The 16,200-nt window shown below is 69.0% G+C and carries 15 protein-coding genes; 8 read left to right on the top strand and 7 right to left on the bottom strand.

The window, feature by feature from the left end; translation table 11 throughout:
* Positions 1 to 49: 49 nt before the first annotated feature.
* The gene (locus tag AJAP_RS03230) at positions 50 to 1,384 is read left to right on the top strand and encodes an FAD-binding oxidoreductase (protein WP_038508056.1); all 1,335 of its coding nucleotides are present in this window, start codon (positions 50 to 52) and stop codon (positions 1,382 to 1,384) included.
* Positions 1,385 to 1,481: 97 nt separating this feature from the next.
* Entirely contained in the window at positions 1,482 to 2,663 is a 1,182-nt protein-coding gene (locus tag AJAP_RS03225; RefSeq protein ID WP_038508054.1) for an acyltransferase family protein, read from the top strand.
* Positions 2,664 to 2,819: 156 nt separating this feature from the next.
* On the opposite strand, the gene AJAP_RS03220 is transcribed toward AJAP_RS03225, so the two are convergent.
* From AJAP_RS03220 to AJAP_RS03210, 3 genes are read right to left on the bottom strand one after another with little or no spacing between them, the layout of a single operon-like run.
* Positions 2,820 to 3,236, bottom strand: a complete 417-nt coding sequence (locus tag AJAP_RS03220; RefSeq protein ID WP_038508052.1) for a nitroreductase family deazaflavin-dependent oxidoreductase — start codon at positions 3,234 to 3,236, stop codon at positions 2,820 to 2,822.
* A 38-nt stretch (positions 3,237 to 3,274) separates the two neighbouring features.
* Positions 3,275 to 3,625, bottom strand: a complete 351-nt coding sequence (locus tag AJAP_RS03215) for a PLDc N-terminal domain-containing protein (RefSeq protein WP_038508050.1) — start codon at positions 3,623 to 3,625, stop codon at positions 3,275 to 3,277.
* Positions 3,626 to 3,662: 37 nt separating this feature from the next.
* Complete coding sequence (locus AJAP_RS03210; protein ID WP_051972327.1) at positions 3,663 to 4,322, bottom strand: nucleoporin Nup120/160; 660 nt, start codon at positions 4,320 to 4,322, stop codon at positions 3,663 to 3,665.
* Between the two features lie 72 nt (positions 4,323 to 4,394).
* On the opposite strand from AJAP_RS03210, the gene AJAP_RS03205 reads away from it, so the two are divergent.
* Entirely contained in the window at positions 4,395 to 5,243 is an 849-nt protein-coding gene (locus AJAP_RS03205; protein ID WP_038508048.1) for a PaaX family transcriptional regulator, read from the top strand.
* An 11-nt stretch (positions 5,244 to 5,254) separates the two neighbouring features.
* Here the strand turns inward: AJAP_RS03205 and AJAP_RS03200 are convergent, their stop codons facing one another.
* The gene (locus tag AJAP_RS03200) at positions 5,255 to 5,653 is read right to left on the bottom strand and encodes a RidA family protein (RefSeq protein ID WP_038508046.1); all 399 of its coding nucleotides are present in this window, start codon (positions 5,651 to 5,653) and stop codon (positions 5,255 to 5,257) included.
* A gap of 48 nt (positions 5,654 to 5,701) precedes the next feature.
* Here AJAP_RS03200 and AJAP_RS03195 point away from each other — a divergent pair, with 48 nt between their 5' ends.
* Together AJAP_RS03195 and AJAP_RS03190 are read left to right on the top strand one after the other, a co-directional pair.
* Positions 5,702 to 8,053, top strand: a complete 2,352-nt coding sequence (locus AJAP_RS03195; RefSeq protein WP_038508044.1) for a bifunctional salicylyl-CoA 5-hydroxylase/oxidoreductase — start codon at positions 5,702 to 5,704, stop codon at positions 8,051 to 8,053.
* Positions 8,050 to 9,192 carry an acyl-CoA dehydrogenase family protein gene (locus tag AJAP_RS03190; protein WP_038508043.1) on the top strand — a complete coding sequence of 381 codons (1,143 nt, stop codon included), beginning with the start codon at positions 8,050 to 8,052 and terminating at the stop codon, positions 9,190 to 9,192. Before AJAP_RS03195 ends, AJAP_RS03190 begins: the two co-directional genes overlap by 4 nt.
* Here AJAP_RS03190 and AJAP_RS03185 read toward each other — a convergent pair.
* Positions 9,164 to 9,799 (bottom strand): DUF2306 domain-containing protein, encoded by a 636-nt coding sequence (locus AJAP_RS03185; protein WP_084098013.1) that lies wholly within the window; start codon positions 9,797 to 9,799, stop codon positions 9,164 to 9,166. The two genes, AJAP_RS03190 and AJAP_RS03185, sit on opposite strands and share 29 nt — an antisense overlap.
* A gap of 191 nt (positions 9,800 to 9,990) precedes the next feature.
* Positions 9,991 to 11,379, bottom strand: a complete 1,389-nt coding sequence (locus tag AJAP_RS03180; RefSeq protein WP_038508039.1) for a GH1 family beta-glucosidase — start codon at positions 11,377 to 11,379, stop codon at positions 9,991 to 9,993.
* 85 nt (positions 11,380 to 11,464) lie between these two features.
* On the opposite strand from AJAP_RS03180, the gene AJAP_RS03175 reads away from it, so the two are divergent.
* On the top strand, positions 11,465 to 12,712 hold the full coding sequence (locus tag AJAP_RS03175) for an ROK family protein (RefSeq protein ID WP_083649842.1): 1,248 nt from the start codon (positions 11,465 to 11,467) through the stop codon (positions 12,710 to 12,712).
* Between the two features lie 109 nt (positions 12,713 to 12,821).
* A complete protein-coding gene (locus AJAP_RS03170; RefSeq protein ID WP_038508037.1) occupies positions 12,822 to 14,048 on the top strand; it encodes a glycoside hydrolase family 16 protein in 1,227 nt (408 codons plus the stop codon).
* A 72-nt stretch (positions 14,049 to 14,120) separates the two neighbouring features.
* Here AJAP_RS03170 and AJAP_RS03165 read toward each other — a convergent pair whose 3' ends face one another.
* Positions 14,121 to 14,768, bottom strand: a complete 648-nt coding sequence (locus tag AJAP_RS03165; RefSeq protein WP_051972326.1) for a GntR family transcriptional regulator — start codon at positions 14,766 to 14,768, stop codon at positions 14,121 to 14,123.
* Positions 14,769 to 14,949: 181 nt separating this feature from the next.
* Here AJAP_RS03165 and AJAP_RS03160 point away from each other — a divergent pair, with 181 nt between their 5' ends.
* Entirely contained in the window at positions 14,950 to 16,194 is a 1,245-nt protein-coding gene (locus AJAP_RS03160) for an MFS transporter (RefSeq protein WP_037347934.1), read from the top strand.
* The last annotated feature ends 6 nt before the right edge of the window (positions 16,195 to 16,200 follow it).

Here is a 16,200-nt window from a genome sequence, read left to right as displayed (position 1 = left end):
GACAAACAAGATCTTGGACTTCTGGCCGAATCGGGATCAAGCTGGTCGCATGACCACGATGCTCCGCTCCGGCGACCCGGATTACGACAACGAACTCGCCGGTTTCCAGACCGCGGTACCCCGCCGACCCGACGTCATCGTGCCCGCCGCTTCGGCCGTCGACGTCGTCGAGGCCGTCCGTCACGCCGCCGAGCACGATCTCCCGATCGCCGTCCACTCGACCGGGCACGGCGTGGGCGTCCCCTTCGAGGGCGGCGTCCTCGTCACCACCCACCGCATGACCGGGATCCGGATCGAAGACGGCGTCGCACGGGTCGACGCGGGCGTGCGCTGGGGTGCGGTCATCGAGGCGGCCGCGAAGCACGGGCTCGCGCCGCTGAGCGGTTCCTTCCCCGGCGTCGGCGTCGTCGGCTACACCCTCGGCGGCGGGTTCAGCCTGCTCGGCCGCAAGTACGGGCTGGCCGCCGACCAGGTGACCGCGATCGAGGTCGTGACCGCCGACGGCGAACTCCGCCGCGCCACCCCGGACACCGAAAGCGACCTGTTCTGGGCGCTGCGCGGCGGCCGCGACAACTTCGGGATCGTCACCGCGCTGGAGTTCCGGCTCGTCCCGGTCACCCGGTTGTACGGCGGGAGCCTGCAGTTCGGCACCGAATCGCTGTCCGCCGTGCTCCACGCCTGGCGCGACTGGGCGGCGGACCTGCCGCGCGAGATGACGTCGTCGCTGGGCATGGTGCCGATGCCCGACCTGCCGATGGTGCCCGAGCCGCTGCGCGGGCAGCACGTCGCGCAGATCCGGATCGCCTACCTCGGCGACGCCGCAGAGGGTGAACGCCTGGTCGCCCCGCTGCGCGCCGCCGCCCCCCTGCTGGGTGACACGCTCGCCGAGATCCCGTTCACCGAATCGGGGAAGATCGCGAACGAGCCGCCGTTCCCGCACGGCTACCGCGCCGACAACGCCACCGTGTCCGAACTGGACGACACGATGCTCGACGCGATCCTCGAACACGCCGGCCCCGGCGCCCCGGTGCCGACCGTCGTCCTGCTGGACCTGCTCGGCGGCGCGCTGTCCGACCTGCCCGAGCACCCCGGCGTCGGCTGGGACCGTGAGGCCCGCTTCACCGTCCGCGCACTGTCCGTAGTGGACGACGCGGGCATGGCCGAGATCAAAGCGGCCCACGGGAAGCTGTTCGACGCGCTGAAGCCCAAGTCGACCGGCAAGCTCCTGACCTTCGTCTACGGCGACAGCGGCGCGGGCGACGAAGCGGCCAAGGTGTACTCCCCGGCCGATCTGCGGCGGCTCGCCGAGGTCAAGGCGGCCGTCGATCCGGCGAACCGTTTCCGGCTGACCCATAACGTCGAACCCGCGCGTGACGCTGGGTGATCTCCGAAATCCGCTGGTAGGAGGCCCCGAGCCGGGGCGAGGGCACAGTGGGCGGCACCCGTATACTTCCGGGCCGATACCGCCATTAGGGGGCACTGTGCGCACTTTGGACCATGACGAGTTCCTCGCCATGCGTCGGTTCCCCGCGCTAGACGGGCTGCGCGCGATCGCGGCCACCATTGTGATCCTCTTCCACTTCGCGGGTCCGAAGTGGAGCTGGCTGTCCGGCTGGGTCGGTGTCTACATCTTCTTCGTGCTGTCCGGGTTCCTGATCACGACGCTGCTGCTGCGTGAGCAGGACCGGACCGGCCGGATCTCGCTTTCGGCGTTCTACCTGCGGCGGGTGTTCCGGATCCTGCCGCCGTACCTGGTGATCCTCGGCGGGATCATCGTGTTCGTGTGGCTGCGCGGGGAGTTCTTCACCCGCGAGTTCCCGCACGCGCTGAAGTACTACCTGACCTTCTTCAACGAGTTCTTCCCCGCCAGCAGCCCGAACGGCCCGGACAACTTCTTCAGCGGCTCGTGGACGCTGGGCATCGAAGAGAAGTTCTACCTGTTCTGGCCGTTCCTGCTGGTGGTCGCGGGAGCCGTCGGGCTGGCCGCGGCCTGGCGCAAACTCGCGCTGGCGATCGCCGCGTTCGCGCTGATGGCCGGGCTGGTGGGGGTGACCAGCGGCTGGGTGCTCAACGGGCCGCAGGTGCCGATCTACCGGTCGACCGTGCACTACGCGATCCTGCTGATCGGCTGCGTGCTGGCGATCGCGATGCACTACCGCCGGTCCTACGCGGTGATCAAACCGCTGACCCATCCGCTCGCGGCGATCCCGGTGTTCGGCGCTTTCGCCCTGCTGCACGTCAACATGGAAAGCCTGTGGTGGGAGACCGGCAGCAACCTCGGCCTGCTGATCGCCTACGGCCTGCTCTCGGCGATGTTGCTGGTGGTGCTGGTCTCGCCGGGGCCGCTTCGCCGGCTGCTGGCGACGAAGGTGATGCGGTTCGTCGGTGAGCGCTCGTACTCGCTCTACCTGCTGCAGGGCCCGGTGCATTTCGCCGTGGTCGCGGCGATCCCGCCGCTGGGCGAGCACCGGATGATCAGCGCGCTGACCGTGTTCGCGGTCGGGCTCGGCATCGCGGACCTGATCCACCGCTGGGTGGAGCAGCCGATGATCCTCACCGGCAAGAAGCTGATCGCGCGCCGCCAGGAGCGCAAGGCGCTGCGCGCGGCCGAAGCCGAACTCAAGCGGCCGAACGCCGTCGAAGCCCCCAGCGCCGCGCGCTGACCCCCTCGCGTTTCGTCCTCTGAATGCGGTGGTTGCACGCGCAAGTACCGCGTCGGTGCAGTTGGTCGTGAGTGGCGTTTCGGGTTCTAACCCGAAACGCCACTCACGACCTGCATCAGCCCACGCACGATCGGCCGACCCGGCGGCGCGAGCGAATCAGCGCGAGATGGTGACGATCGGGATCACCCGGTCGGTCTTCTGCTCGTAGTCCGCGAAGCCCGGCATCAGGCTGGTCATCAACGCGTACAGACGGTCGCGCTCGGCGCGGTCCTCGAGGACGACGGTCGCGGTCGCCTCGAACTTCTCCGTGCCCACCTCGACGGTGACCTTCGGGTTCGCGACGATGTTGTGGTACCAGGCCGGGTTCTTGTCCGCCCCGGCGTACGACGCGGCGACGATGTACTTGCCGTCCTCCTGCCCGTACGCGAGCGGCGACGTGCGCGGTTCGCCGCTCTTCGCCCCGACGGTGGTGAGCAGCAGCAGCGAGCCGCCCTCGAACGGTCCGCCCACCTTCCCCTCGTTCTCGCGGAACTCCTTGATGATGTTCTTGTTCCAGTCGAGTGCTTCGGACATTCTTCTTCCTCCAGTGTCGATCTCTCCGCCGAGGCTACTCAGCCTTCACGGGCCTTGCGGCGCTGCTCCTCGGCGCGTTCCCGGCACTTACGGAGGAACTCTTCGTCGTCAGCCGCGCTCGTCGCGGCGAAACGGCCCGGACGGTCGTACTCGGGGAACGCCGGCGTCTCCCTTTCGTACCGTCCACGCGGCGCGCGGGCGGTGTGCTGCGGACGCCCGGCGACCAGCCAGACGATCGAGCCGATCAGCGGGACGATCAGCACCAGCAGCAGCCACATCCCCTTGGGCATGTTGCGGCACGATCCCTCGTCCGTGGTGATCACGTCGACGATGCAGAAGATCCACAGACCGAGCGTGAGAACGCCGAAGAAACCATTGAAATACAGCATCGAAAGACTCCCCAGTTCCAGATGACCGGGGTAAGTCTTAGCACAGCAGGGCGTCGAGAATTCCCGCGGCCACTTGCCGCGCCGACGCTTCCCCGGGGCAGTGTTTCGGCCCTGCTCCGAACGGATGCTCCGACAGGTCCACCTCGACCACCTCGCCGCCGACCCACCGCCGGGTGATCCGGACCGGCGGATCGTCACGCAAGACGCGGTCGAGCAGGCTTTCGACGTCCTCACCGGGCCGATGGGCGGCCAGCGCCTTGCCGAGCAGTTTGGCCGTCGCGTCGCAGGCCTGCACCAGGAGCCCGATCCGCGCGGCCGTCCGCTCGTCGGCGGCACCGCCGCAGGCCTCGACCAGCCGCCGCATGGCTTCCTCGGCGTCGTCCCCGATTTCCGTATGCGGGTGGTACGCGCCCGAAACCGTCGCGATGTCGCGGGAAACGTCGGGCAGGCCGAGTTCCGCGGCCAGTACGGCGACCGGAACCCGCTCCACCTCGTCCCGCATCACCTTGGCGAGAGCGAAAGCCTTGTCCCGCAACGACCCCATCGGCGCCAGCTCGGTGAGCACGAGCGCCCGCCGCCGCGCGTGGTCCTCCGGGCGGCTGAACCGGGCGACGTTCGCGCGCAACCACCGGACGCCGCCCGGTTCGACGTCCTGGGGCACCGGCGGAACGGGGGCTTCGATCAGGGGATTCTCCATACCGTGACGCTAAGTGCGGAACGCTTCGGTCACGGCCGAAACCTGAGCTCATCGTCGTTGTATGGTGACCGGGTGACGGCCGTGTCGGAGGCAACCGAAGTCGACGGCGCGGGGCGAACGGCGCAACCGCGCCAGCTGATCGTGACCGTGTACGGCCTCTACTCGCGCGGCGAGGGCGGCTGGCTCTCCGTCCGCTCCCTGATCGACCTGCTGGCCGGTGTGGACGTCGAGGAACCGGCCGTCCGGTCGTCGATCTCCCGGCTGAAGCGGCGCGGAATCCTGTCCGCGGTGCGCCGCGACGGGGCCGCCGGGTACGAGCTTTCCGAGACCGCGCTGGCGATCCTGCGCGAAGGCGACGAGCGGATCTTCCGCCGCGAACGCGCCACCCCCGGCGACGGCTGGCTGCTCGCGGTGTTCTCCGTCCCGGAGGCCGAACGGCACAAAAGGCACGTTCTGCGCACGCAACTGGCCCGGCTCGGCTTCGGGACCGCGTCGTCCGGCGTCTGGATCGCGCCCGCGCATCTGCGTGACGCGACGTCCGACATGCTCCGGCGGCTCGAACTCGAGGGCTACGCCGATCTCTTCCACGCCGAGCATCTCGCGTTCGGCGACGTGCGGGAGAAGATCCGCGACTGGTGGGACCTCGACCAGCTCGAAGCGCTGTACACCGCCTTCGTCGACGAGCACGCGGCCGCGCTCCGGCGGTGGCAGCGGCGCAAGACCACGGACGAGGCCGAAGCGTTCGCCGACTACGTCCGGGTACTGACCGACTGGCGGCGGCTGCCCTACCTCGACCCGGGCCTGCCCGCCGAACTGCTGCCGCCGGGCTGGGCCGGGATCCGGGCCGCCGATCTGTTCTTCACGCTGCACTCGCGATTGGGCGAGGCCGCGGCCGCGCATGTTTCGCGGACCCTGCCCTAAACGACACTGCCCTAAACGACCGCGAAGCCCTGCACCTCGACCAGTGCTTCCACGTCCCAAAGCCGGCTGACGCCGATCCCCGCCATCGCGGGGTACTCGCTCCCGGCCAGCCGCTTCCACACCGCGCCGATCTCGCGCGCGTGGGCCCGGTAGTCGTCCATGTCGACGATGTAGACGGTCACGCTGCACAGGTCCGACGGCTTCCCGCCCGCCGCGCGCAACGCGGTCAGCAGGTTGGACAGCGCGCGTTCGAACTGCTCGACCACGCCGTCGCCGACGATGCGGTTCTCCGCGTCCAACGCCGTCTGACCGGCGAGGAAGACGAACCGGCCACTCGCCGCGACGGCGTGCGAGAAGCCGGAAGGACGGCCGAGCTCGGGCGGGTTGATGCGCTCCATACGGGTCAGCATATCCCGTATCGTTGACGGTCGTACATACCGCGACATACCCTGAGCGACGTGCGTATCGCGGTGTTAGGCGGCGGCCCGGCGGGGCTCTACTTCGCCACGCTGGCGAAACAGCTCCATCCCGATCACGAGATCACCATCTGGGAACGCAACGCGCCCGACGACACCTTCGGGTTCGGGGTGGTGTTCTCCGACGAGACCCTCGGCGGCATCGAGCACGCCGATCCGGTGATCCACGCGGCCATGCGCCGCGAGTTCGCGCGCTGGGACGACATCGACGTCCACTTCCGTGGCACGGTGCACACCTCCGGCGGGCACGGGTTCGCCGCGATGAGCCGTAAACGACTTCTCGGCATCCTCCAGGAACGCTGCGCGGAGCTCGGCGTCGACGTCCGGTTCCGCACCGAGGCGCCGAGCGCGGCCGAGGCGAGCGCCGAATACGACCTCGTCGTCGCGGCGGACGGCGTCAACTCGCCGACCCGCAACGCCCTCGCCGAGAGTTTCCGGCCGAGCCTGCAGACTCGACGCTGCAAGTACATCTGGCTCGGCACGGACCTCGTCTTCGACGCCTTCAAGTTCTACGTCCTGGAAACCCCGCACGGGATCATGCAGATCCACGGCTATCCGTACGGCGACACCGCGAGCACGTTCATCCTCGAACTGCACGAGGACGTCTGGCAGCGCGCGTTCGGCGAGATCGCCGCGACGTCACTGGCGCCGGGCGAGAGCGACGAGAAGTCGATCGAGGTCATCCGCGAGCTGTGCGCGGACGTCCTCGGTGACCACCAGGTGTTCGCCAACAACTCGAAGTGGACCGCCTTCGCCACCGTGCGCTGCGCGAGCTGGCGGCACGAGAACGTCGTCCTGCTCGGCGACGCCGCGCACACCGCGCATTTCTCCATCGGTTCCGGCACGAAACTCGCCATGGAGGACGCCCTCGCGCTCGCCGCGTGCCTGCACGAACAGTCCGATATGGACAGTGCGCTCGAAGCATATGAGGCGGAACGAAGGCCGGTCGTCACCTCGACCCAGCGTGCCGCGCAGGCGAGCCTCGAATGGTTCGAGAACATGGGCCAGTACACCCATCAGGATCCGGCGCAGTTCGCGTTCAACATCCTCACCCGCAGCCGCCGAGTCACCTACGACAACCTCCGGCTGCGCGATCCCGAATTCACGGCGGAACTCGACAATTGGCTTGCGTCCACTGTGGACGGCGAGGTTCGGCCGCCGATGTTCCAGCCGTTCCGCATCGGGAACCTGGACCTGCCGAACCGCGTCGTCGTCTCGCCGATGGACATGTACTCCTCCGAAGACGGCGTCCCGACCGACTTCCACCTGGTGCATCTGGGAAGCAAGGCGCTCGGCGGCGCCGGCCTGGTGATGACGGAAATGGTCTGCGTCTCCGAGACCGGCCGGATCACCCCGGGTTGCGGCGGCCTGTACACCGAGGAACAAGAGCGAGCGTGGAAGCGGGTCACCGATTTCGTCCACGGGCACTCGCCCGCGCGGATCGGTGTCCAGCTCGGCCATTCCGGGCGCAAGGGTTCCACGAAACTGATGTGGGACGGCATCGACCAGCCGCTCCCCGAAGGCAACTGGGAGATCTGCGCCCCGTCCGCGATCCCGTACAGCGAAGCGAACCAGACCCCTCGCGAACTCACGAAGGCCGAACTGGACGGGATCCGCGACCAGTTCGCGGAATCCGCCCGCGCCGCCGCCCGCGCCGGATTCGACCTGCTCGAACTCCATTGCGCGCACGGCTACCTGTTGTCGTCCTTCCTCTCGCCGCTGACCAACCGGCGCACCGACGACTACGGCGGCTCACTGGAGAACAGGCTGCGCTTCCCGCTCGAAGTCTTCGACGCCGTCCGTGCGGCGTGGCCTGCCGAGCGGCCGATGACGGTCCGCATCTCCGCGACCGACTGGTACGACGGCGGGATCGACGTCGACGACGCCGTCGAGATCGCCCGCGCGTTCGCCGAGCACGGCGCCGACGGCATCGACGTGTCGACCGGGCAGGTCGTCAGCGAGGAGAAACCCGAGTACGGCCGCAGCTACCAGACTCCGTACGCCGACCGGATCCGCAACGAGATCGGCCGCGAATACGGGATCGCGGTGATCGCCGTCGGCGCGATCTCCTCCTACGACGACGTCAACTCGCTGATCCTCGCTGGCCGCGCGGATCTGTGCGCCCTCGGCAGAACCCACCTTTACGATCCTCAGTGGACACTGCATGCCGCCGCCGAGCAGGGCTACCCGATGCCGTGGCCGAAACAGTTCGCGGCGGGCAGCCGGAAGCCGCAGGGCGGCCGCACCGACGGGCCGAAACCACGGCTGGAACTGCTGCGCTCGGGGGAACCCGGCACCGCGCACGCCCGCTGGCGACCTGGGAGCGACCGATGACCGCCTTCGCCTTGAGCCCCGAGCAGCAGTCTTTCGCCGAAGAAGTCCGTCGGCTGGGCGCCGAAAAGCTCCGTCCGCTGGCCGAATCCGGCACCGAAGGCGCGGTCAACCGGCCGCTGCTCAAGGAAATGGGCGCGCTCGGCCTGCTCGCCCGGCTGTTCCCCGGGGTCGACGGCGGCAGCCCGAGCCGGGAGGCCGCCGCGACGGATCTCTGCATTCTGCGGGAATCGCTCGCCAGCCAGAGCACCGAGGCCGAGACGGCGTTGGCGCTACAGGGTTTGGGCACGTATCCAGTGCTGCAATCCGGGCAGGACTCGCAGGTCGCGAAGTGGGTTCCCGCCGTGGCAGCGGGCGACGCCGTGGCCGCTTTCGCGCTCACCGAACCGAACGCGGGTTCGGACGCGGCCGCGCTGGAACTCGCCGCCGAGCCCGACAGCGACGGCTGGCGGCTCACCGGCGAGAAGATGTGGATCTCCAACGCCCCCGAGGCCGACTTCTACAGCGTTTTCGCCCGCACCACACCGGAAGCGGGATCGCGCGGGGTCTCCGCGTTCGTCGTCCCGGCCGATCGGGCCGGGCTGTCGGGCGAGCACCTCGACCTCGTCAGCCCGCATCCCATCGGCACCCTGGTCTTCGACGGCGTCCGCGTCGAACGCGACGAACTGCTCGGCGAGCAGGACCGTGGCTTCGGCGTGGCGATGCGGACGCTGGACCTGTTCCGGCCGAGTGTCGGCGCGTTCGCCGTCGGGATGGCGCAGGCCGCGCTCGACGCCGCCGTCGCCCACGCCCAGACCCGGGTGGCGTTCGGCGGGCCACTGCTGAAACAGCAGACCGTGGCGCACACCCTCGCCGAAATGGCGACCCGAACCGAAGCGTCGCGCCTGCTCGTCTACGCCGCGGCCGCCGCGTACGACGCGGGCGAGCGGAACCTCGCCGGCCGGGCCGCGATGGCGAAACTGTTCGCCACCGAGACCGCGCAGTACGTCGTCGATTCGGCCGTGCAGATCCACGGCGCCCGGGCGCTGCGGCGAGGGCATCTGCTCGAACACCTCTACCGCGAGGTCCGGGCGCCGCGGATCTACGAAGGCGCGTCCGAAGTGCAGCGCACGATCATCGCGCGATCGCTGGCTTCTTCCTAGCCGGACGCCGGTCGAGGTGCCACTGTGTGGCGAGGAGGACCAGCGTCGGGCTCAGCCAGGCGGTGATCGCCGAGACCGACTGCAGGTAGGCCAGCCCGCTGCCGCCGAACGTGGTCGGGATCAGCGGCTCCAGCGTGATCATCGCGATCGGCCCGACCACCCGGCTGACGATGATCGACATGGTCAGCGCGAAACTGCGGACCATCCAGCGGCGATGGTCGGCGAACCGGCGCTGCCGTGCCGCGCGCCAGCCGGCGAACGTGCAGGCCAGCCACAGCACCCCGGCCACGACGTTGGCCACCCGCGTCGTCGGGCCGAACGGGCTCATCGCCCCGACGGTCAGCGCCATCAATCCGGCCGGGAGCACTCCGGCGAAGACGTACACGCGGCCGAGCTTCCGGTGTACCGCCGGATACTTCGCCCGGAACCACGGCCAGATCTGGAGCAGCGCGGAGATCATCGCGATCGAGCCGAACAGCACGTGCGCCGAGAGGAACCAGTAGTGCGACGTGAACCCCGGCGGCTGCGGCACCCGCGACTGCGACGGATCCAGCGACAGATACGGCGGCATCGAAAAGGCCAGGAACACCACGACGATGACGGCCATCGGCCCCACCCAGGGCCTTCGCCACCACGGTTTCCGTGGCGCCGTCTCCGGCTGGTCACGTCGTTCTAGCCTGACGGTCATCACTGTCCCCCACGTTTTCCGGTACCGGCAACAACTTCCGCTGCCGAACCTAGAACGCCGGGCCATCGGGAAGAATGGAGCGGACCGCCGGTTCGATGGTGGAGCAGGCCCTACCGCCGGCTGCCGCGCACCCGGTGGACGACGTCGCGGTAGGCCAGCCCGCTCTGCTTGATCGTCCGCGCCTGCGTCTCCCGGTCGACCCGGACCAGGCCGAGCCGCTTCGCGTAGCCGTACGCCCATTCGAAACTGTCCAAAAAGGACCAGGCGAAATAGCCGCGGACGTCCGCGCCCGCCTGCCGCGCGGCGGCCGTGGCGGCGATGTGCGCGGACAGGTACGCGGCGCGGTCGTCGTCGCGGACGAACCCCGTCTCGTCGGGGACGTCGGCGAACGCGGCGCCGTTTTCGGTGACGTAGAGCGGCAAGCCCGGGTAATCCCGGCCGATCCGGACGAGCAGTTCGGTGAGCTTGTGCGGCAGGATCTCCCAGCCCAGCACCGTCGACGGCACCCCGAACGGGACCTTGCGGAACGCGGGCAACCCGAAATGCTCCACCGCGTTCCCGTTCTCCTCCACGCCGGAGTATCGCGTCCCGAAGTAGTAGTCGACGCCGAGGAAATCGAGCGGTGCCGCGATGATCGCCGGATCCCAAGGCTCGGACGGCAGGCGGATGCCCTGGCGCGCGAGGGTCTCGAGGACGTCCTCCGGGTACCGGCCGTGCACGAGCGCGTCGAGGTAGAACCGCGTGCCGAGCCCGTCCTCGAAGCGGGCGGCTTCGCGATCGGCCTCGCTGGGCGTTTCCGGGTCGGCGGTGCTCAGGTTGAGCGTGATGCCGAACTTCGTGCCGGGTTTCGCGAGTTCACGCATCCGCCGCACCGCGAGGCCGTGGCCGAGCAGCAGGTGATGCGCCGCCGCCATCCCTGCCTTCGCGTCCCGGCGGCCGGGCGCCATCACGCCGTGGACGTACCCGTGCATGGCCGTGCACCACGGCTCGCTCAGCGTGGTCCAGTGGCGGACACGATCGCCGAGCCGCTCGAACACGAGCATCGCGTAATCGGCGAACCGGACGGCGGTGTCGCGCGCGGGCCAGCCGCCCGCGTCTTCGAGATGCTGGGGCAGATCCCAGTGGTACAGCGTCAACCAGGGATCGATGCCGTTGTTGAGCAGTTCGTCGACCAGCCGGTCGTAGAAGGCGATCCCGGCGGGGTTGACGCCGCCGCGTCCGCGCGGCTGAACGCGGGGCCAGGAGACGGAGAACCGGTAGGTGTCGACGCCGAGTTCCTTGAGCAGGGCGATGTCGGCGGGCATCCGGTGGTAGTGATCGCAGGCGATTTCGCCGGTGTCACCGTTGTCGACCGACCACGGCGACTGGGCCCAGGTGTCCCAAATGGACGGTGTTCGTCCGTCTTCGGAGACCGCGCCTTCGATCTGGTACGCCGAGCTGCCGACCCCCCACCGGAAGTCCGGCGGCAAGGAGCCGATGAGCTCGTCCTCCCCCGTCATGACCCTCTTCCCGCCTTATTTCACCAGTTGATACATGGCGGAGGCTAAGGTCGTGGGGCATCCTGGAAAGGTCCGCCGCCATAAGATGGGTATCCGCATGCCTGCCAAGCGCACCACCGTCCGTGACCTGCGGCGGCACAACCGTTCCCTCCTCCTGTCGAAACTCTACTTCGACGGCCCGCTCAGCCGCCATGAATTGAGCGGTCTGACCGGTTTGAGCGCCGCGACCGTCAGCAACGTGACCGCCGAACTCGGCGAAGAACGCCTCATCATCGAGGCCGGCCTGGTCGAATCCGACGGCGGCAGGCCGCGCGTCCTGCTCCGCGTCGACCCGGCGTACGGCCATGTCGCGGGCGTCGACATCGGCGAGACCGGGGTGAAGGTCGAGCTGTTCGACCTCACCATGAACCGGCTCGCCACCGTCGAACATCCTCTCGCCTCCCGGCGCCCGGACGCGGCCGCGGCGGTCACCCAGGTGGCGTCCGGACTCCGGGAAGTGATCGCGGAATCGGGGATCGACGAGTCGACCGTGCTCGGTGTCGGCGTCGGCGTCCCCGGCACCGTCCAGCAGGGCGAGGCGCTCCGCGTGCACGCGCCCACCATCGGCTGGAAAGAGGTTCCGCTCACCGAACTCCTGCGCGCGGAGGGCGTCGAGCTGCCGCTGTTCGTCGACAACGGTGCGAAAACCCAGGGCCAGGGCGAAATGTGGTTCGGCGCCGGCCGTGGCGCCCGGCACGCGGTGATCGCGCTGATCGGCTCCGGCGTCGGCGCGGCCGTGGTCACCGACGGCACCACGTACCGGGGTTCCACCAGCAGCGCGGGCGAATGGGGCCACACGACGATCGTCTACGGCGGGCAGGAATGCCGCTGCGGAGCGCGCGGTTGCCTGGAGTCCTACGTCGGCGCGGAGGGCGTCCTCGCCCGCTATCGCAAGGCGCGCGGCGGAAAGACGGCGTCGGACGAGGACGAGCAGACACAGTTCGCGGCCCTGCTGGAATCGGCGGGCAAGGCCAAGGCCGCGGCCAAGGTGCTGGAGGAGACCGCGGGTTACCTCGGCGCCGGGATCGGCAATCTGATCAACCTGTTCAACCCGGAGCGGATCGTGCTGGGCGGCTGGGCGGGGCTCGCGCTCGGCGAGCACTACCTCCCCGAGATCCGGCGGGTGGCGGGCGAGCACGCGCTGGCGCACGTGTTCGACCAGACCGAGATCGAACTCGGGCAGCTCGGGCCGGACGCCGTCGCCATAGGAGCCGCCACCCTCCCGGTCGCCGCCCTCCTGGAGCAGGGCGCGGACCCGCGGACCGCCGGGTCGAAGCGGGGCACCGCCGCCTGACCTTAATTCGAGGTCGAAAAATACGCCTTGTCGCAATGGTTGAGACCATGCATACTTTGTTGTCAGGCACAACAAAGTGGTTTCCCGCCTGCGAAGAGAGGCGACAACGATGTCCATCTCCTCCTGCTTCCGCTGGGCGGCGTTCCTCGCCGCCGGCGTTCTCCTCGGCTCACTCCCCGCCACCACGCAGACCCCGGCCGCCGAGGCCGCGGTCATGGCCGCGACCTTCACCGACGACTTCAACGGGCCCGCCGGCGCGGGTATCGACACCTCGAAATGGCATTTCGAGACCGGCGACAACGTGAACAACCACGAGCGGCAGTGGTACACGTCCGGGACGAACAACGCGGCGCTCGACGGCCAGGGCAATCTGGTCATCACCGCGAAGAAAGAGAACCCGGGCAACTACAACTGCTGGTACGGGCGCTGCGAGTACACCTCGGCGCGGCTGTCGACGCAGGGCCAGTTCACCCAGACCTACGGCCGGTTCGAAGCGCGGATGAAACTGCCGCGCGGGCAAGGGATGTGGCCCGCGTTCTGGATGCTCGGCGCCGACATCGGCAACGTCGGCTGGCCCAACAGCGGCGAGCTCGACATCATGGAGAACGTCGGCTTCGAGCCGAACACGGTGCACGGCACCCTCCACGGCCCCGGCTACTCCGGCGCGGGCGGCATCGGCGCGGCCTACAACGGCCCGAACTTCTCCGACGACTTCCACACCTACGCCGTCGACTGGGCGCCGAACCAGATCAAGTGGTACGTGGACGGAAACCTCTACCAGACCCGCACGCCCGCCGATCTCAACGGCAACCGCTGGGTGTTCGACCATCCCTTCTACCTGATCCTGAACCTCGCGGTCGGCGGCTACTGGCCGGGCGACCCGAACTCCAGCACCGTCTTCCCGCAGCGGCTCGTGGTCGACTACGTGCACGTCAACTCCAGCGACACCGCGGGGCGGACCGGGCGGATCACCGGTATCGGCGGCAAATGCGTCGATGTCGCCGGGGCGAACACCGCCAACGGCACCCCGATCCAGCTCACCGACTGCAACGGGAACGCCGCGCAGAACTGGACCGTCGGCGGCGACGGCACGCTCCGCGCGCTCGGCAAGTGCATGGACGTCTCCGGCGGCGGGACCGCGGACGGCACGGCCGTGCAACTGTGGGACTGCAACGGAACCGGCGCGCAGAAATGGGCGATCAGCGGCGCGCGCGACATCGTGAACCCGCAGGCGAACAAATGCCTGGACGCCACCGGGAACAGCTCCGCGAACGGGACCAGACTCCAGATCTGGACCTGCGGGGGCGGCGCGAACCAGAAGTGGGTCACCCCCTAGCACCCCACGCATTTCGTCCTCTGAATGCGGTGGTTCGCATCCCGGACTACCGCATTCAGAGGACGAAATGCGTCAGGGGGAGCGCTCGGCGTAGGCCTCGACGAGCTGGTTTTCGGCGTCGGTGAGGTACTGCGCGAGGAGCTTTTCGGCGCCGAGGCCGTCGCCGGCCTCGAGGCGTTCGAGGATCTCCGCGTTGCGCTTGAGGTACGGCTCGTGGAAGCGCCGCGGGTCGGCCATCATGTGGAACACCAGCCGCAGCTCGGCCAGGATGCCGCGCATCAGCTCGTCGATCCGCTCGCTGCCGCTCAGTTCGGCGAGCGCCGAATGGAACCGGATGTTCGCGGTGCCGAGGTCCTGCCAGCGTTCACTCCGCTCGGCGACCCTGCCGTCCTCGACCAGTCGCGCGAGCTTCGCGAACGTCGGCGGCTTCTCCGTCACCGCCCGCACCGCCGAGCACTCGACGACCTTGCGCACCTTGTAGAGGTCGACGACGTCCTCGACGGGCAGCACCCGCACGAAGACGCCGCGGTTGAGCTCGTGGGTCAGCAGGCGTTCGTGCGTGAGCAGCCGGAACGCCTCGCGCAGCGTGTTGCGGGAGACGCCGAGCGCCGAGCCGATGTCGTGCTCCGACAGCCGGACGCCGGGCAGGAAGAACCCTTCCGCGATGCGCGTGCGGAGGACACCCGCCACCCTTTCGGCCGTACTGGTGCGGCTCACCATGCCGCGATCCGCTTCGAGTCCTTGAACCGAGGCAGGACCACCCTCCGCGATCGTCACGTGACCGATCCTAACCGGCTACAAGAGACCGAGCCAAGGATCCTCTTGTGGAATTGTTGAACAATACCTACAGTGGCTTCCCATGTGACCCGTGCCACGATGGGATCCACCTCTGGAGGTGCCGATGGACGCGACAGCCACTACCGAAGACACACGCCCCTTCGCCTGGTTCCGCACGCTCGGTTCGCGAGGCCGCCGGGCCTTCGTCGGCGCGTTCGGCGGATACGGGCTCGACTCGTTCGACTACCAGACCCTCCCGCTGGGCCTGGCCGCGATCACCGCCTACTACGGCCTCTCCGGCGGCGAGGCGGGCCTGCTCGGCACCACGACGCTGGTGGTCTCGGCGATCGGCGGGATCGGCGCGGGCGTCTTGGCCGACCGCATCGGCCGGGTCCGCACCCTCCAGATCACCATCGCGATGTACACGGTCTTCACCGTGCTCTGCGGGTTCGCTCCGAACTTCGAGACGCTCCTGATCTTCCGCGCCCTGCAGGGCCTGGGCTTCGGTGGTGAATGGGCCGCCGGCGCCGCGCTGGTGGCGGAGTACTCGCAGGCGAAGTACCGCGGCCGGACCGTCGCCTTCGTGCAGAGCGCGTGGGCGGTCGGCTGGGCGCTGTCCGTCGTCGTCTACACGGTGGTCTTCAGCATCTGGAGCCCGGACGTCGCGTGGCGCGTCATGTTCTGGACCGGCGTCATCCCGGCGCTGCTGGTGCTGTGGGTCCGCCGCAACGTCCAGGACGCGCCCGTCGCCGAAGCGGCCCGCGCCACGAAGAAGGAACGCGGTTCGCTGGCGGGCATCTTCAAGCCCGATCTGCTGCGCACGACGTTCTTCGCCGCGCTGCTCGCCACCGGTGTCCAGGGCGGTTACTACACGCTCGCGACCTGGCTGCCGAGCTACCTGAAGACCACCCGCGGCCTCACCGTCATCGGCACCGGCGGCTATCTCGCGTTCCTCATCTCCGGCGCCTTCATCGGGTACGTCACCGGCGGCTATCTCACGGATCTCCTGGGCCGCAAGAAGACGTTCCTGCTGTTCTCGGTGCTGTCGGCGGGCCTCATCGTCGCCTACACGCAGATCCCGGCGGGCGCGAACACGCTCGTGCTGTTCCTCGGTTTCCCGCTCGGGTTCTCGATGTCCGCGATCTTCAGCGGGTTCGGCGCGTTCCTCGCGGAGCTGTACCCGTCGGCGCTGCGCGGGACCGGGCAGGGCTTCACCTACAACCTCGGCCGGGCCATCGGCGCGACGTTCCCCGCCGTGGTCGGATTCCTCGGCGCGGGCGGCGCGATGGTGTTCGGCGCGGTCGGCTACGGGATCGCCGTGCTGGCGCTGCTCGGCCTGCCCGAGACTCGCGGCCGCGAACTGCTGTGACCACAA

Source organism: Amycolatopsis japonica, assembly GCF_000732925.1.
Taxonomy (GTDB): Bacteria; Actinomycetota; Actinomycetes; order Mycobacteriales; family Pseudonocardiaceae; genus Amycolatopsis; species Amycolatopsis japonica.
Note: the sequence above shows the minus strand (reverse complement) of the source record. Positions and strands in the feature narration are given on the sequence as shown.

Excerpts from the sequence above, each read along its gene's own strand:
- AJAP_RS03215 (WP_038508050.1), bottom strand. The coding sequence starts at position 3,625 with ATGCTGTATTTCAATGGTTTCTTCGGCGTTCTCACGCTCGGTCTGTGG.
- AJAP_RS03230 (WP_038508056.1), top strand. The coding sequence starts at position 50 with ATGACCACGATGCTCCGCTCCGGCGACCCGGATTACGACAACGAACTC.
- AJAP_RS03170 (WP_038508037.1), top strand. The coding sequence starts at position 12,822 with ATGTCCATCTCCTCCTGCTTCCGCTGGGCGGCGTTCCTCGCCGCCGGC.
- AJAP_RS03185 (WP_084098013.1), bottom strand. The coding sequence starts at position 9,799 with ATGGCCGTCATCGTCGTGGTGTTCCTGGCCTTTTCGATGCCGCCGTAT.
- AJAP_RS03175 (WP_083649842.1), top strand. The coding sequence starts at position 11,465 with ATGGGTATCCGCATGCCTGCCAAGCGCACCACCGTCCGTGACCTGCGG.
- AJAP_RS03160 (WP_037347934.1), top strand. The coding sequence starts at position 14,950 with ATGGACGCGACAGCCACTACCGAAGACACACGCCCCTTCGCCTGGTTC.
- AJAP_RS03165 (WP_051972326.1), bottom strand. The coding sequence starts at position 14,768 with ATGGTGAGCCGCACCAGTACGGCCGAAAGGGTGGCGGGTGTCCTCCGC.
- AJAP_RS03220 (WP_038508052.1), bottom strand. The coding sequence starts at position 3,236 with ATGTCCGAAGCACTCGACTGGAACAAGAACATCATCAAGGAGTTCCGC.
- AJAP_RS03210 (WP_051972327.1), bottom strand. The coding sequence starts at position 4,322 with ATGGAGAATCCCCTGATCGAAGCCCCCGTTCCGCCGGTGCCCCAGGAC.
- AJAP_RS03200 (WP_038508046.1), bottom strand. The coding sequence starts at position 5,653 with ATGCTGACCCGTATGGAGCGCATCAACCCGCCCGAGCTCGGCCGTCCT.
- AJAP_RS03190 (WP_038508043.1), top strand. The coding sequence starts at position 8,050 with ATGACCGCCTTCGCCTTGAGCCCCGAGCAGCAGTCTTTCGCCGAAGAA.
- AJAP_RS03180 (WP_038508039.1), bottom strand. The coding sequence starts at position 11,379 with ATGACGGGGGAGGACGAGCTCATCGGCTCCTTGCCGCCGGACTTCCGG.